At 71.5% G+C, this 15,040-nt stretch carries 14 protein-coding genes and 1 pseudogene; 8 read left to right on the plus strand and 7 right to left on the minus strand.

The features are described 5' to 3' along the window. The first annotated feature begins 95 nt into the window (after positions 1 to 95). The 5 genes and pseudogenes from ACF08W_RS03370 to ACF08W_RS03390 all read left to right on the plus strand — a co-directional run. Positions 96 to 413, plus strand: a complete 318-nt coding sequence (locus ACF08W_RS03370; protein ID WP_352276785.1) for a PAAR domain-containing protein — start codon at positions 96 to 98, stop codon at positions 411 to 413. Then, positions 410 to 835, plus strand: a complete 426-nt coding sequence (locus tag ACF08W_RS03375) for a GPW/gp25 family protein (protein WP_352276786.1) — start codon at positions 410 to 412, stop codon at positions 833 to 835. The genes ACF08W_RS03370 and ACF08W_RS03375 overlap by 4 nt, the downstream gene beginning before the upstream one ends. Next, entirely contained in the window at positions 835 to 2,796 is a 1,962-nt protein-coding gene (locus ACF08W_RS03380; protein WP_385218220.1) for a putative baseplate assembly protein, read from the plus strand. Before ACF08W_RS03375 ends, ACF08W_RS03380 begins: the two co-directional genes overlap by 1 nt. After that, positions 2,793 to 3,356: a phage tail protein I gene (locus tag ACF08W_RS03385; RefSeq protein ID WP_385218217.1), complete on the plus strand. Its 564-nt coding sequence runs from the start codon at positions 2,793 to 2,795 to the stop codon at positions 3,354 to 3,356. The genes ACF08W_RS03380 and ACF08W_RS03385 overlap by 4 nt, the downstream gene beginning before the upstream one ends. A 4-nt stretch (positions 3,357 to 3,360) precedes the next feature. After that, positions 3,361 to 3,426 (plus strand): annotated as a pseudogene (locus ACF08W_RS03390) (zinc ribbon domain-containing protein); the annotation flags it as partial. A 2-nt stretch (positions 3,427 to 3,428) separates the two neighbouring features. Here the strand turns inward: ACF08W_RS03390 and ACF08W_RS03395 are convergent. After that, the gene (locus ACF08W_RS03395) at positions 3,429 to 3,677 is read right to left on the minus strand and encodes a hypothetical protein (RefSeq protein WP_392278341.1); all 249 of its coding nucleotides are present in this window, start codon (positions 3,675 to 3,677) and stop codon (positions 3,429 to 3,431) included. A gap of 139 nt (positions 3,678 to 3,816) precedes the next feature. On the opposite strand from ACF08W_RS03395, the gene ACF08W_RS03400 reads away from it, so the two are divergent. Further along, positions 3,817 to 4,590, plus strand: a complete 774-nt coding sequence (locus ACF08W_RS03400) for a zinc ribbon domain-containing protein (RefSeq protein ID WP_385218252.1) — start codon at positions 3,817 to 3,819, stop codon at positions 4,588 to 4,590. A gap of 126 nt (positions 4,591 to 4,716) precedes the next feature. On the opposite strand, the gene ACF08W_RS03405 is transcribed toward ACF08W_RS03400, so the two are convergent. Both ACF08W_RS03405 and ACF08W_RS03410 read right to left on the minus strand, forming a co-directional pair. Continuing rightward, entirely contained in the window at positions 4,717 to 5,661 is a 945-nt protein-coding gene (locus tag ACF08W_RS03405) for an aldo/keto reductase (protein ID WP_392278233.1), read from the minus strand. Then, the gene (locus ACF08W_RS03410) at positions 5,658 to 7,580 is read right to left on the minus strand and encodes a hypothetical protein (protein WP_392278234.1); all 1,923 of its coding nucleotides are present in this window, start codon (positions 7,578 to 7,580) and stop codon (positions 5,658 to 5,660) included. Before ACF08W_RS03410 ends, ACF08W_RS03405 begins: the two co-directional genes overlap by 4 nt. Positions 7,581 to 7,713: 133 nt before the next feature. On the opposite strand from ACF08W_RS03410, the gene ACF08W_RS03415 reads away from it, so the two are divergent. Both ACF08W_RS03415 and ACF08W_RS03420 read left to right on the plus strand, forming a co-directional pair. Further along, positions 7,714 to 8,532 (plus strand): amidohydrolase family protein, encoded by an 819-nt coding sequence (locus ACF08W_RS03415; RefSeq protein ID WP_392278235.1) that lies wholly within the window; start codon positions 7,714 to 7,716, stop codon positions 8,530 to 8,532. Positions 8,533 to 8,792: 260 nt separating this feature from the next. Next, on the plus strand, positions 8,793 to 9,671 hold the full coding sequence (locus ACF08W_RS03420) for a GntR family transcriptional regulator (protein ID WP_392278236.1): 879 nt from the start codon (positions 8,793 to 8,795) through the stop codon (positions 9,669 to 9,671). A gap of 64 nt (positions 9,672 to 9,735) precedes the next feature. Here ACF08W_RS03420 and ACF08W_RS03425 read toward each other — a convergent pair whose 3' ends face one another. The 4 genes from ACF08W_RS03425 to ACF08W_RS03440 form a co-directional block, all read right to left on the minus strand. Next, positions 9,736 to 11,724, minus strand: coding sequence for a right-handed parallel beta-helix repeat-containing protein (locus ACF08W_RS03425; RefSeq protein ID WP_392278237.1), 1,989 nt, complete (start codon positions 11,722 to 11,724; stop codon positions 9,736 to 9,738). Between the two features lie 79 nt (positions 11,725 to 11,803). Continuing rightward, a complete protein-coding gene (locus ACF08W_RS03430; protein ID WP_352280409.1) occupies positions 11,804 to 12,715 on the minus strand; it encodes a carbohydrate ABC transporter permease in 912 nt (303 codons plus the stop codon). A 10-nt stretch (positions 12,716 to 12,725) separates the two neighbouring features. Then, positions 12,726 to 13,649, minus strand: a complete 924-nt coding sequence (locus ACF08W_RS03435) for a sugar ABC transporter permease (RefSeq protein ID WP_366299178.1) — start codon at positions 13,647 to 13,649, stop codon at positions 12,726 to 12,728. After that, a complete protein-coding gene (locus tag ACF08W_RS03440) occupies positions 13,628 to 14,872 on the minus strand; it encodes an ABC transporter substrate-binding protein (RefSeq protein WP_392278238.1) in 1,245 nt (414 codons plus the stop codon). Before ACF08W_RS03440 ends, ACF08W_RS03435 begins: the two co-directional genes overlap by 22 nt. Positions 14,873 to 15,040 lie beyond the last annotated feature (168 nt).

Genomic DNA, 15,040 nt, shown 5'->3' on the forward strand with positions numbered 1-15,040 from the left:
GCCGTCGACCCGAGGCCCCCGGACCACGGGACGCGTCACCCGACGCCCCCGAACCCCCCTCACCACCACCTTCACCGCCGAGGAGAACACCGACCATGCCCCCCGCAGCCCGTACGGGCGACAGCACCGCCCACGGCGGCGTCATCGGCACCCCGCCCCCGGGCGCGGTGGCCGTCGCCACCGTGCTGATCGGCGGGCGGCCCGCGGCCGTCACCGGGAGCCTGCACGTGTGCGTCGTACCGCCGCACGCCGCACTCGGACCGGGAAACATGATCATGCCCAACCCGGCCGCCGCGCTCGGCGGACAGGTCCTGATCGGCGGGCTGCCCGCCGCCCGGATGCGGGACAACACCACCTGCGGCGCCCCCATCATCAGCGGCGCGCTGAACGTCCTGATCGGGGGCCCGATGTGAGCGGCAGCGGATTCATCGGACGCGGCTGGGGCTTCCCGCTGCGGGTCGGCGCCACCGGCGGCATCGGCATGGTGGAACGGGACCGGGAGATCGAGGAGGCCATCGGGCTGATCCTCGGCACGGCCCCCGGCGAGCGGCCGATGCGCCCGGAGTTCGGCTGCGGCATCCACGAGTACGTCTTCGCGCCCGGCGACGGCGCGACCGCCGGACGCATCGCCCACGAGGTCCGCACCTCGCTGGAGCGGTGGGAACCGCGCATCGAGGTGACCGACGTGGTGATCGCGTTCGACGCCATCGAGGAGGGCACCCTGTACATCGACGTGCACTACACCGTGCGGGCCACCAACGACCTGCGCAACCTCGTCTTCCCCTTCTACACCATCCCGTCCTCCGAGGGATCCGACGAAGCCGGAGCACGCTGATGGCCCTGCCCTCACCCAACCTGGACGACCGGCGCTTCCAGCAACTCGTCGACGAGGCCAAGCGGTACGTCCAGCAGCGCTCCCCGGAGTGGACCGACCACAACGTGTCCGACCCCGGGGTCACCCTCATCGAGACCTTCGCCTACATGGTCGACCAGCTGCTCTACCGGCTGAACCGGGTGCCGGACAAGAACTACGCGGCCTTCCTCGACCTGCTCGGCGTCACCCTCTTCCCGCCGACCGTGGCGCGGGCCGAGGTCGACTTCCGGCTCTCCGCGCCGCAGCCGGAGACCGTGCGCCTCCCGGCGGGCACCGAGGTCGCCACCGCGCGCGGCGAGACCGAGGAGTCCGTGGTCTTCTCCACCGTCGACGAACTGGCCATCGTGCCGAGTTCGCTGATCAGGCTCGTCACCGCACCGGCCTCGGGCGACCAGACGGACCGCACGGCACCGCTCGGCGCGGGCAAGGACATCCCGTGCTTCCAGTCCCGGCCGGAGCCGGGCGACGCCCTGCTCTTCGGGTTGCCCACCGCCGTACCCCGCTGCATCGTCGCCGTACGGCTGGACAGCCGGGTCGAGGGCGTCGGCGTCGACCCCCGCCAGCCGCCACTGGTGTGGGAGGCGTGGGACGGGGCCCGCTGGGTGGTCTGCGAGACCGGCACCGACAGCACCGGCGGCCTCAACCGGCCCGGCGAGGTCATCGTGTTCGTCCCGGCCGGGCACACCGCCTCGGTCACGGCGGGCGTACGGGCCGGATGGCTGCGCTGCCGCGTCACCGCACCCGAACCGGGTCAGCCGTTCTACTCCGAGTCGCCGACGATCCGCGAGGCGGAGGTCTTCACCGTCGGCGGCACCATGGACGTCGAACACGCCGAGACCGTCCTCGACGTACCGCTCGGCACCTCCGAGGGCGTCGCCGGACAGCGGTTCACCGTGAGCCGGGCCCCGCTGCTGATGGACGGGGAACCCCCGGTCGTCGAGGTCTCCACCGCCGAGGGCTGGCAGGTCTGGACCCCGGTGGAGCACTTCGGCGCCTCCGCCCCCAACGACCGGCACGTCCGGATCGACGCGGTCTCCGGCGAGTTCGCCTTCCCGCCCGAGGTCCGCGAGCCGGACGGCACGATGCGCGCCTACGGGGCGGTACCCGAGAAGGGCGCACAACTGCGGGTGCCCCGGTACCGCACCGGCGGCGGCTCCGCCGGCAACGTCGCCCGGGGCGCCATCAGCGTGCTGCGCAGCTCCGTGCCGTACGTGGCCGGGGTGGAGAACCGCGAGGCGGCCCGGGGCGGGGTCGACGGCGAGACCGTGGAGAACGCGAAGACCCGGGCGCCCCACATCCTTCGGGTCCAGGAACGCGCGGTCACGGCCGGGGACTACGAGGCCGTCGCCCGCGAGGCCGCCCCCTCCCTGCGCCGGGTCCGGTGCCTGCCCGCCGTGGCGGGGGAGGCCGGGGCGGTGCGGGTGCTGGTGGTGCCCGACGCGGTCCCCGACCGGGGCGGCCAGCTCCGGTTCGAACAGCTGATCCCGTCCGACGCCGTGCTCGCCGCGGTCACCGAACGGCTCGACGAACGGCGCCTGGTCGGCACCCGCCTCGTCGTGGAACCGCCCGCGTACCAGGGCGTCACCGTGGTCGCCCGGCTGGTGACCACCGGCGGCGACCCGGACCGGGTCCGCACCGACGCGGTCGCCGCGCTGTTCCGCCACATCGACCCGCTGCGCGGCGGCGCCGACGGCACCGGATGGCCCTTCGGCCGCCCCGTGCAGTACGGCGAGATCTTCGCGGTGCTCCAGAACGTGCCGGGGGTCGCCCTGGTCGAGGACGTACGGATGTTCCCGGCGGACCCGATCACGGGCAGGCGCGGGGCGGCGGTGCAGCGGATCGACGTCGCGCCCGGGGCCCTGGTCTTCTCCCACCAGCACCAGATCGAGGTCACCGTGAGCGGGGCAGGTGACGGCGCATGACCCGAGCCGCGGTACCCGGACTCCCCAGCCGCTACCCGATCGGCGGGCTGCTGCCCGCGCTGTACGCGGACGACGACCTGGCGCAGCGGTTCACGGCGGGCCTCGACACCGTGCTGGCGCCCGTCCTGTCCACCCTGGACAACCTGCCCGCCTACTTCGACCCCGCGCTCGCCCCGGCCGACTTCCTGCCCTGGCTGTCGACCTGGGTGGCGGCCGACGTCGACCCGGCCTGGCCCGAGGAGCTGCGCCGGGCCGTGATCGCCCGCGCCGTCGAACTGCACCGGTGGCGCGGCACCCGCCGGGGGCTGACCGAACACCTCCGGCTCTGCTTCGGCGTCGAGGCGGACATCCGGGACGGCGGCGGCGCCGCCTGGTCGAACGAACCGGGCACCGCCCTCCCCCCGGCACCCACCGGGGAACTGCTGGTACGGGTATGGGCGCCGCACGGCGGACCGGTGGACGCGCACCGCGTCCGGGCCGTCGTCGCCGCGTCCTGCCCCGTACACCTGACCCACCGGGTGGAGATCCTGCCCGGCCCACCGGACGAGACAGGAGACTGACACGATGCGCTCGTGTCCGGCGTGCGGTGCGGCCAACCGCGAGGACGACGAATTCTGCGGGAACTGCGGTTCCTACCTGGGATGGTCCTCCCGGCCGCCGAGCGGCACCCCCGCCACCACCCCGGAGCCCACCACTCCGGAGCCCACCACCTCGGAGACCGCGGCGCCCGCGCCACCGACACCCGGCCCCGCGGTCGGTTCGACGGGCGGTTCGACGGCGGACGGGTCCGCGCCCGCGTCCGCGACCGCCCCCGAACCGGCGCCCCCGGCCGCCGAACCTCCGGCCGTCCCGGCGCCCACGCGTGCGCCCGAACCCGTCACGCCGCCCCCGACTCCGGCCCCCGTACCGCCACCGGCGCCGGAGCCCGCTCCGCCCGCCCCGGTGCGCCCGGCCAGGCCCGCGACGGCCTCGGAACCGCCCGCCCCGCGACCGACGGAGCCGGACGAGCCGGACGGGCCCGTGGGCGCGGTACAGCCCGCCAGGCCGGTCGCCCGGCGGCCCGTGGTGCGCCCGGTCGCGGCGGACGAGGAACCCGAAGGGCCGCCGTGCCCGGCCTGCGGCACGCCCAATCTGCCCGGGCGCCGGTTCTGCCGCCGCTGCGCGGCCCCCCTCCAGCCCAAGGAGGAGGCGGCGCCGCTGCCCTGGTGGCGGACCGTGTGGCCGTTCCGCCGCCGGGTCAGGAGCAGTTCGGGCCGGGCACTGCGGCGCACGCTGATGGCCCTGGCCGTCGTCGCCGTGCTGATCGGGGGCTACCTGCTCGTACCGGCCGGGCGGTACGTCTACGAGGACGTACGCGACAAGCTCGGCAAGACGGCGGAGATCGCCCCCAGCAGGGTCACCGCCAGCACCGACCCCCCGGGCCACCCGGCCAAGTCCGTCACCGACGGACTGAGCAACAGGTACTGGGCGGCGCCCGGCCTGGGGGCCTCCCTCACCTTCACCTTCGACCGGCCGTTCCGCATGGTCGGCGTCGTCGTCTACCCGGGGGCGTCCACCGAGCCCGAGGAGTTCGGGCGGACGGCCCGGCCCACCGAGATCGAGATGGTCGTCACCAAGGAGGACGGCGGGACCGAGACGGTGCGGCTGAAGCTCAACGACAAGCCCGGCAAGTTCACGGAGCGGACCCGGATCAGCGACGCGGTCTCCGTCAGGATGGTGCTGAAGGCCGCCGCCGGCCAGGGCGAGGGACGGCCGATCGCCGTCGGCGAGGTGGAGTTCTACCGCCGCGCCTGAACCGCCGCGCCTGACCGACGGCGCCTGAACCACCGTGTCTGAACCGGTTCTCCGGTACCGGCGCGCGGCCGGTACCGGAGAACCGGGCGGGCCGGGGACCGTTCGTCCCCGGCCCGCCCGGTCCGGTCACCCGAGCAGCTGCTCCGGTACGAACCCGGCCTCCGCGAGCCGCAGCCACAGCTCGTCCGGGACCGGGAACCGGGCCGCCGCCGCGTTCGCCGTGACCTCGGCCGCGGACCGGCAGCCGAGCACCACCGAACTCACGGCACCGTGCAGCAGCGGAAACTGGATCGCGGCCGCCGTCAGCGGCACCCCGTACTCCGCGCACAGCTCCCGGCACCGCCGGGCCCGCTCCAGTGCCTCGCTGGGGACCGGCCGGTAGTTGAACATGGCGCCGGGGGTCGGATCGGCCAGCAGGCCGGTGTTGAAGACCCCGCCGACGACCACCGCCGTATCCGTCCTCGCGCACAGCGGCAGCAGGGTGTCGAGCGCCTGGTGGTCGAGGAGCGAGAAGCGGCCCGCGATCAGCACCACGTCCACGTCGAACTCCGCCACGTACGAGGCCAGCGGACCGCTGTGGTTCATCCCGAAGCCGATCGCCCGGATCAGCCCCTCCTCCCGCAGCCTGCGCACCGCCGGATAGGCGGTGCGGCGGATCTCCTCGGGGTAATCGTCCGGGTCGTGCAGATACAGGATGTCGACGCTGGAGCGGCCCAGCCGGGTCAGGCTCGACTCCAGGGACTCCCGGATGCCGCGCTCCGTCCAGTCGGTGACCACCTCGCCGGGGGAGCCGTCCGGCCGGGGCCGCAGCAGCCAGCCCGTCTTGGTGGAGATGACCGGGTCGGTGATCCCGGCCGGTCCGAGCAGCCGGCCCAGCCGCTCCTCGGCCTGTCCGTGCCCGTAGCGCGGCGCGGTGTCGAAGTAGCTGATCCCGGCCTCGGCCGCGGCCCGCAGGGTCGCGGCGGCCTCCGCGTCGGCGACCTCCTCGAACAGGCCGCCCAGCGGGGCGGTGCCGATGCCGAGGCGGGGCAGGTCGAAGGGGAGCCGGCCGGTGGCGGCGGTCTCGGTCATGCCGTCTCCCACGGGGAGGCACAGGCCGCGCGGCCCGCGCGCAGCGTCATGGTCAGGGTCAGCCGGATACGGGAGTGCCCGGCAAGGTCGACCCGGCAGTGCGGCCCGTCGACCGGCTGCTCGGGTCCGTCGTCCACGCGTACCGAGGCGACGTGGTGCTCGGCGAACGAACCCGCCTGCACCAGCAGCGCACGGGCCTCGGCGCCGAGGTTCACCAGCTCCACCACCGTGTGGTCCGGACGGATGTCCGAGACCAGCGCGGCGACGTCCTGCGGCAGACCGGGGCGCCGGGCGTCCGCGTCGAAGTAGCGCACGTGCAGATGGGTCAGCCCGCCGTTGTACAGCACCTGCGGCGAGCCGGTGGTCAGCTGCAACAGGGCCTCGGTCACCACCGGGTTGAGATGCTGCCAGTGATGGATGTCCAGGGCGTCCGGGCCGACCGCCGGGTCGGTGGTGTCGCCCTCGATGGCCGCCACCCGCTCGGCGCAGCTCGCCAGTGCGCTGCGCAGCATCCGCTCGGGGAAGTCCGGGTTCCGGCCGTGCAGGAACTCGTACCAGGGCTCCTCGTGACCGGCCTCGTCCTTGATGCGCTGGGTGTGCACGGCCGTCCAGTCCCAGTTCGAGCCCGCGCGCAGCCGCTCGATCCGCTCCCGGTCGGCCTCGTCACGGCTGAAGTGCCAGAGCGAGAGCGGCAGTTGGCCGGGCATGACGGTGAAGTCGAACCAGCCGGAGTCGTTGTGCCGCTGGGGCACCATCAGCGTGCGCTCCGCCGTCATCGACCGCAGGTGCGGCTCCCAGCGCTCACCCAGGGTGCCCATCTGGTCGGACCCGCGCTGCTCGGCGTGGGCCAGCACCGCGTCGAGCGGGTTGCGCGCCAGGTCCAGGAAGCCGCGGTCCCCGGTGAGCAGGGTCGCGTTGGCCGCGCCGACCACGGTCGAACTCCCGACCGGCGACAGGCCGTGCGGCCAGGACCAGCCGTAGTGGCCGCCGTACCAGCGGCCGTCCAGGTACTGGCCCACCACACCGTCCAGGCCCACGTTGTCCGGCACCACCTCGCGGCCCGCCAGCCGCTCCTGCCAGGCGGAGACGTACTCGGCCACCCAGTCGGCGTACCGCTGCTCCCCGCTGAGCAGGAAGGCGTTGGTGGCGAGCCCGGTGGCGCCCAGGTTGGCGATGGTGTCGCCGCGCCCCATCCGGTCCCACATCGCCCGGCCGTAGGAGCGCGCCAGCTCGGGCGAGGCGGCCAGTTGCTCGAAGGACGTGACGCCCTCGAACCCGTCCAGCGGCAGACCGTACGGGTGCAGCGCCAGACTCCACGGGAAGTACGGTTCCTCGTCGCTGAAGCCGTAGCGCGGCCCGGTCGAGCCGTTGTGCGGGGCGCGCAGCAGCCGGTGCCCGGCATCGTAGTTGGGGCCGCCGGGAAGGTAGAAGTCGGCGAACCGGCTGGCGAGTTCACGCAGCTCCGGGTCGTCCGGGTCGGCGAGGCAGAGCCCGTAGAACAGCAGCAGGCCCTCGCCCTGGTGGAACCAGTCGTAGCCGCGCTCCAGGCCGTCCACCAGCATGCCCATCCCGGTGAGCTGGGCGGTGACCCCCTCCCAGTGGCGCCGCGATGCGGTCAGCAACTCCGGGCTCCCGCCGAGCAGATAGAGCGTCGGCCAGTTGAAGAACGGCTCGTAGAAGTCGTCCACCCCGTCCCGGCCGTCCATCCCCTGCCCGAGGGTGTCCCGGAAGACCAGCCGGCCGTCCCCCTCGGTGTAGCGGTCGGCGAAGAGCCGCCACGCCTTCTCCTGGGCGGCGAACAGCTCCCGCTCCAGGCGCGCCCACGCGGGCACGTCGGTGACGCGCCGGGTCGCCTTCAGTAGAGGGCCGTGCGGCTCGCCCGTCGTGTGTGTGCCGTCGGTCCGCTCGGGCCTGAGCATCGAGTACACCCGCTCCCTCGTCACATTCGATTTAACAATCGCCCATCGATAGCCGATGGTTAGACTCACTGGCGGGGAGCCGACGTGTCAATACTCCGGAGCGGCCCCGCAAGCCCCGACGAGGAGGCACACCGTGATCGACTGCCATGTCCACCTGTGGGATCCGGCCGAGGGTTTCCCCTGGATCAAGCCAGGTGATCCACACCACCGGGCCTTCGGCGAGGACGACCTGGAACGCTCCGGCGCCGGTCTCGGCCTGACCGGGGCGGTGCTGGTGGAGGCCTCGCGCGGAGACATCGGGGAGACCCGGGCCCTGCGCGAACTGCGCCTGCGTCGACCGGACCTGGTAGCCGGCTATGTGGCCAATCTGCACGTCCACGCACCGGCCGGCCCCGCCGCGCTCCGCGACCTGCTCCGGGAGCCCGGCCGTCCCAACGGGATGCGGCTCGGCGGAGCCGAGTGGGACGGGACCCCCGAACAGGCCCGTACGCTCGTCCCGGTGCTCGCGGAGACCGGGACCGTGCTCGAACTCAACCTGTACCGGGGAGCGTTCACCGCCGCCGCCGAGGCCGCCGACCGGCACCCCGGCCTGACCGTCGTCGTCGACCACCTGGGCAACGCCCCGGACCCCCGCGCGCCGGAGGCGGGGGAGTGGTACCGCGACGTCGAACGCGCCGCCGCGCACCCGAACGTGGTGGTGAAGATCTCCGGCCTCCTCACCCAGCAGCACGGCGTCCCGCCCGAGCGCGTCGCGCACCTGGTGCGGTACGCCGTGGACGCGTTCGGCCCGGACCGCTGCCTCGTCGGCTCGGACTGGCCGATCTGTCTGCCCCGGGGCGGCCGGGCCGACGCGCTGGCCGCGCCCCGCCCCGGACTCGCCCACCTGACGGACGACGGGCTGCGGCGCGTCCTGCACACCACCGCGGTCCGGGTGTACGGGCTCACCGGCTGACCGGGCGTGGTTGACAGTGCTCGAACGCCCCTGCTTCGATTCTCTCGATGATCGATAGGCGATGAATACTGTCCGACCCGTCCGTCGAGAGTCGCCCCGGGCCCCGCGGGGCCGTCACGAGGCGCCTGCCGGGGCTGTTCCGAGGGGGCCGCACGGCCTTGACCGGCCGGGTGGCCGACACCCTCGGTGTGATTCCGTCGAGAGAAGACGGGCGCGTATTATGTCGCAACTCACGTGCCCCTGTGCTGGATTGGGAATTCATGGCATCTAACGCGTCGGGTGGATTCGTCTCCACACTGGCCACCAACAAGGACCGGTTCCGCAAGACGCTGATCTCGGACCAGGTGTACGAGCTGCTCCGCCAGGCCGTGGTCGAGGGCGATCTCGCGCCGAACGACCGTGTGGTCGAGTCGGAGATCGCGCGTCGGCTCGGGGTGAGCCAGGCCCCGGTGCGCGAGGCGGTCAAGCGGCTCGCCCGTGAGGGTCTGCTGACCCATGTCCCGCGCCGGGGCCATTTCGTCGTCGAGATCTCCTCGCAGGACGCGGAGTACGCCCGGCAGGTGCGCGAGCCGCTGGAGGGGCTGGCCGCCCGGCTGGCGACCGAGCACATCACCGAGGAGCAGCTCGCCGAGCTCGACGCCCTCGTGGAGCGGATGCACGAGGCGGTGGCCGCGAGCGACGTCAGCGGGTTCCGCGACGCCGACATAGAGTTCCACACCCTGGTCAGCCGGTACGCGGGCAACCCGTTCCTGGCCCGGATGTGGGAGGTCATCGAGCCGAGTCTGCGCACGCTGCGGGCCATCTCCGATCCGCTCTTCGACGGGGACCGGTGCGCGATGGCCGACGAGCACGGCCGTCTCGTCGGTCTGCTGCGGGCCAGGGACCCCGACCGGGCGGCCGAGGCGTTCGCCGACCACGCGGCGGGCCGGGGGCCCGTCCCGGACGGGCGGGAGGCCAAGCAGCCCGCCGGGGGCGCCGCGACGGACAAGGCGGGTACGGAGAAGACGGGCACGGGCAAGGCCGGCCCGGCGAAGGCGGCCGCGAAGAAGACAGCGGCGAAGAAACCGGCCGCGAAGAAGACGACGGCCCGGAAGACCGCTGCCCGGAAGCCGGCGGCCGCGGCGTCACCGTCGGACTGACCAGACCGCTGTGGGCCCGGTCCGGAGATCTCCGGACCGGGCCCACAGCCGTTCTCGTACGCGGTTACCTACGGGCGCCCGCGATCCAGCGGGGAGCACCGTACTGGTAGGCACCCAGGCTCGGCGTCGCGTCCGTGGAGCCGTCGTTGATCCCCGGGAGCGGGATCGCCTGGTTGCGCGCGGGGGATTCCGCGCTCAGCCGGTAGTCGCGCCCGGCCGCGTCGACGAAGAGCGGGTCGGTCCCCGTGGGGAGGTTGTTGGAGAGCACCAGCCCGCCGTCGGTCGCACCGGCCAGGCCCCGGATCTCGCCGATGTTGTTGTAGATCTTGGTGCCGGTCGACGCGTTCGGCTCCTTCACGTAGAACAACGTCATCCCGCCGGTGTTGTTGTACACGCTGTTGTTGTGCGAGCCGGTGCCCAGACCGTTGAGCATCACCGTGCCCTCGCGGTTGCCCCAGCCCACGTTGTTCGCGATCACCAGATCGCTCTGGCCGTTGTCCGCGTAGACCCCCGAGATCCCGAACGTGGTGGAGGTGGTGGCGGGCTTCGGGTCGTGCAGCACGTTGTGGTCGATGGAGGTGCCCATCATCCACGCGCTGCAGCAGGTGTAGATCGCGGCGACATCGAGGCTGAGGCGGGCGTAGCCGGAGATGTCGTTGTACGCGATGACGTCCTTGCCGGGCGTGAGCCCCGGGACCTCGTTCCACTGGAGGTTGATACCGCTGCGGCCGACGTCGGCGATCGTGTTGTGGGTGACCGTCTGGCTGTTGCCCTGGACGGCGACGCCCGCCGCGTAGGTGCCCATGTAGTCGACGTCGCGGATCACGTTGTCGGTGGCGGTGTTGTTCTGCCCGCGCAGCGCGATGCCGTTGCCGGCGCTCAGCGCCAGATCGCTGTTGACGATCTTGTTGAAGGTGCCGTCCAGGATGATGCCGGTGTCGCCGACGCCCCGGGTGACCGTGGAGCCGCAGTCCGTCCCGCCCCGGGTGATGTCCGTGTAGTGCGACAGGTAGCGGCCGGTGATGCCGTCCAGGGTGACGCCGGTGCTGGTGGCACCCGTCCGCGCCGTGGTGGCGAAGAGGCCGATGCCCTGGACCGTGGTGTGGCTGGCGTTCGCCAGGTCGAAGCCGTAGGTGCGGCGCTTCGCCTCGACGGTGTGGCCGCTCGGGTCGTCGGTGGAGTACAGGTACAGGCGCTTGGCGGTCGGGTCGTAGAACCACTCGCCGGGGCGGGCCAGCTCACCGATCTTGCCGGAGAGCGCGTACCGGGTCTCCTTGGGCACCACCTTGTGGGAGCAGACCGGCGCCTCGCTCAGGGTCACCGAGCCGGGGGCGGAGCTCTTCACCGTGGTGGTGGCGGAGATGTACCAGTAGCCGGTGAGGGCGCGGGCCCCGTCCCAGTACCCCGCCGGGCGGGTCAGGGCGGGGTCGGCGATGGTGGCCTCCGCGCTGCCCGCGCCGGCGTACTGGAGGGTGGGGGAGAGCAGATCGAGCCCCGGGTAGGGCCACTGCGCCTCGATGTCCATCTTCTTGTCGGTGAACACCTGCACGGTGGTCACGTCCTGGCCGAGGTCGACATCGGTGCTGTACACGTTTCCGGCCGCGACCGCCTCGCTGAACGGCGAGTCCGCCGCGAACGGGTCGGTTTCGGCGATCCGGGTGACGTCGGCACCGGTGACCTTGTGGAAGCCGCCGACCTTCGACGCCCCGCTGACCGTGACCTGGGCCCCCGGAGCGGCCCGGTAGGTGATCGGCTCCGCGGCCGTGCCGGAGCGGGCCGGCACGACGGTCTCCTCGTACGTGCCGGACAGGATCAGGCAGGTGTCGCCCGGCACCATCACGTCCGCGCACTGCTGGATGTGCTGGAACGCGGATCCCTGGGTCCTGCCCCCGGCCTGGTCCCGGCCGGTCGGGGAGACGTAGTACGTCTGTCCCGACCTGGCCCGGTCCGGCTGGGCGACGGCCGGGTGACCGGCCGCCACCACCATCAGGGATGTGAGCAGGGCGGCTGCGGACCAGGGCCCCTTGCGGGACCATGGCCTCCGACTCCTCATCACGCTGTGGTCCTTTCTCTACTCTTTCTCGGAGGGGAAACGTCGAACCCGGTCGTCCCTTGCCGGTTCGTCCACCGGCTCATCCCTTGACGGCGCCGACGGTGAGACCGCTGATGATGTGGCGCTGCATGTAGATGAAGAAGATGACGACGGGTGCGATGGCGAGCAGAAGGTTGGGAAACACCTTCGTCAGGTCGGTCGAGTACTGACTGATGCCGGCGTAGATCGCCGTCGTGACCGTGTAGTGCCCGGAGGACGGGCTGAGCAGGATCTGCGGGGAGACGAAGTCGTTCCAGATCCCAATCGAGTTGAGGATGAGCACCGTGACGACCGCGGGACGCATCAGCGGGAAGATGATGGACCAGAACGTGCGGTACCGGCCCGCCCCGTCGATCGTCGCCGCGTGGTCGATGTCCACGGGGATGGTGCGGATGAAGCCGACGAACAGGAAGATGCTCACCGGCAGTGTGGACGCCACGTCGTGGGCGACCAGACCGGTCACGGTGTTCGCCAGACCGATCTCCCGCAGCACGTAGATCACCGGGATGATCACGGCGGCGCCCGGGATGAACGTCCCGGCCAGGAAGTACAGCAGCACCAGCTGCGTACGCCGCTTGAGACTGCGCGCGATCGCGTACGCGGCGGGACCCGCGAGCAGGATGCACAACACGTCCACGATCACGACGAGGAACAGGGTGAAGCCGTATCCGCCGATCACGTTGAACTGCGGGCTGTTGATCGCGGCCGACATGTGCTCGAAGGTCAGCCCGCCCAGCGGAATCGAGAACGGGTTGTCGAGAATGTCCTGCTGGGACTTGAAGGCGTTCACCACCAGCAGGTAGATCGGCACGATCATGGCGACGAAGAGCACGCCGAGCAGGACCCACCGCACGGGTGAGCGCGGCTCCTTCTCCTCCGTCCCCCGGGTGTCGTCACCCTTGGCCGGCCGGGCCTCGGCCCTCTCGCGGACCTCTGCCTCTAGTACCACCACCACCGGCTCCTCACTGACCTGTCGCTGCTTGGTCTTGACGGTTGCGCAGCGCCGTCACGAGGAGGGCGAGCGCGGCGGACACCACCATCAGGAAGACCGCCTGAGCGGTCGCGTACCCGACCTTGGTGCCCTCGAAGGACCGGGCGAGAATGAGGTACGTGAACGTCTGGGTCGAGCCGGCCGGCCCGCCGCCGGTGAGGCTGACCACGATGTCGTACGCCCGGATCAGACCCACCAGGTTGAGTACGGTCGCCACCGTCACCACGGGCGCGATCATGGGGATCACGATGCGGGTGTTGATCTGCCGCCGGGAGGCGCCGTCGAGCGCCGCGGCCTCCAGCAGCTCGGCGGGCACCGTCTGCAGGGCGGCCACGAACAGCACCACGTTGAAGCCGAACCCGGCCCACACGATCACGCCGATCAACGAGATCAGGGCGAACTTCTCGTCGAAGAGGAAGCCGATCGGCTCGATCCCGAACTTGGCCAGCGTGTTGTTGATGGCGCCGTTGGTTCCGAGGATCGCCGCCCAGAGGTAGCCCAGGATCAGCGCGCTGATGACGTGCGGGAAGTACGCCACGGCCCGGAAGAACGAGTTCGAGCGCGAGCGGCCCTTGAGGGCCAGCGCGTACACCAGCCCCAGGCCCACCATGAGCGCGGTGCCCACCACCGAGATCAGCCCGGTCACGTACCAGGCGTCCGAGGAGCTCGGGTCGTCGAACAGGTGCTTGTAGTTGTCGAGCCCGATGAACGCGGCGGTGGAGAAGCCGTCCCAGTCGGTCAGGCTGAGGTAGACCGCGACGCCCACCGGTACGACGGTCATCACCGTGTAGAGCAGGACGGCCGGACCGATCATCCCGAGGGACACGGCCGACTCCCGCAGCCGTGTCCGTCGCTGCTGCCGCCGGCCGGTGTTCAGCCCTGCGAGTTCCACCACTTGTCCAATCCCTTGGCGGCGTCCGAGGCGGACGAGCCCGTGTACAGGGACTGGACCTGCTTGTTGAGCTCGTCGCTGAACCCGGCGATCGGCTGGCGGTCACCGGACTTCACGAGCACCGAGGGCGCCTTGTCCAGGATCTGCTGCACGGCGGTGCCGAGGCTGGAGGTGTCGTACGTGAAGCCGCTGCGCAGGTTGCCGTCCGAGGCGAGCTGGCTCTTGATGGCCTCCGGGTCGGTGGTCGCCCACTTCACGAACTCGATCGCCTCGGCCTTGTGGCGGGACTTGTCCACCACGACGTACGGGTTGGAGAGGTTGCCGAACTGGCCCGACGGGTAGGCGCCGTCGGTCGGCATGGTGAACACCCCGACCTCGTCGCTCTTCTTCGCCGCGTCCGCGGCCGGAACGAAGAACGACCCCATCATGTACATCGCGGACTTGCCGTTGAGGAAGTTGGTCTGACCGTCCGCGTAGGTGAGGCCGAGCGCGCTCTTCTGCAGGTAGCCCTTGTCGATCCAGCTCTTGTAGGTCTGGAGGTAGGGGAGGTAGCCGCTCTCGGCGAAGGAGTTCTTGCCGCTCTTGCGCTTGGCCGTCCAGTCCGGGTCGGCGGTGAGCACACCGGCGTCGGCCATCATCGAGAACTGGCCCCCGGTCACCCACTGCCCGGCGGTCTGCAGCGGTGTGTAGCCCGCCTTCTTCAGATCCCCCATGGCCGTGGTGAACTGGTCCATGGTCCGGATCTTGGTGGCATCCACGCCCGCCTTCTCGAAGGCGGCCTTGTTGTAGAAGACGAGGGACTGGATCTGCTCGCCGACGCCCGCCACGTAACGCTTGCCGTCCACGGTGTACTGATCGGCCAGCGGGGTCTTCCCGGCCCAGTCCTGGTCGGACAGGTCGGCGAAGAGCTTGGCGGTCTCGGCGCTCGGAATGATCTGCTGGGCCACGTCCGGCGGGTCGCCCGCGGCCAGGTCCTGCCGGAGCTTCGCGTCGGCGGATATCGTGCCGGTGAGTTCGAGCTTGATCTTCACACCGGCGTGGGCCTTCTCGTACCTGGCGAAGAGGTCGTTCCAGTACTTCTCCGTCAGATTCGGCGTGATGTTCACGATGACGCGGAGGGTCGTGCCCTCCGAGGCCTGGTCGGAGTCGCCGCCGCAGGCGACGGCGGAGACCATCACCAAGGGAGCCAAGGCGAGTCCGCAGGTACGGCGCCACACTGATTTCATGGGACACGCTCCGTTGCGTAGTCGTGAATAATCGATAGGTGATACTCAGCCGCAGATCCCCGGGAGGAACGGCGGCGGGGTTCCGCGGGCATTCCTGGGTGGTGAACGCCCGGCGGGGGTGGTGCGATTGCGATGAGATGGAGGCGGTTGAGGTCCTCGCCCCTGTGT

The sequence above is a fragment of the Streptomyces sp. NPDC015144 genome (genome assembly GCF_043079735.1).
Classification (GTDB): domain Bacteria; phylum Actinomycetota; class Actinomycetes; order Streptomycetales; family Streptomycetaceae; genus Streptomyces.

What these genes read in the sequence shown, in the direction of transcription:
- ACF08W_RS03370 (WP_352276785.1), top strand. Translation starts at nt 96, where the DNA reads ATGCCCCCCGCAGCCCGTACGGGCGACAGCACCGCCCACGGCGGCGTC.
- ACF08W_RS03380 (WP_385218220.1), top strand. Translation starts at nt 835, where the DNA reads ATGGCCCTGCCCTCACCCAACCTGGACGACCGGCGCTTCCAGCAACTC.
- ACF08W_RS03385 (WP_385218217.1), top strand. Translation starts at nt 2,793, where the DNA reads ATGACCCGAGCCGCGGTACCCGGACTCCCCAGCCGCTACCCGATCGGC.
- ACF08W_RS03405 (WP_392278233.1), bottom strand. Translation starts at nt 5,661, where the DNA reads ATGACCGAGACCGCCGCCACCGGCCGGCTCCCCTTCGACCTGCCCCGC.
- ACF08W_RS03410 (WP_392278234.1), bottom strand. Translation starts at nt 7,580, where the DNA reads ATGCTCAGGCCCGAGCGGACCGACGGCACACACACGACGGGCGAGCCG.
- ACF08W_RS03420 (WP_392278236.1), top strand. Translation starts at nt 8,793, where the DNA reads ATGGCATCTAACGCGTCGGGTGGATTCGTCTCCACACTGGCCACCAAC.
- ACF08W_RS03425 (WP_392278237.1), bottom strand. Translation starts at nt 11,724, where the DNA reads ATGAGGAGTCGGAGGCCATGGTCCCGCAAGGGGCCCTGGTCCGCAGCC.
- ACF08W_RS03440 (WP_392278238.1), bottom strand. Translation starts at nt 14,872, where the DNA reads ATGAAATCAGTGTGGCGCCGTACCTGCGGACTCGCCTTGGCTCCCTTG.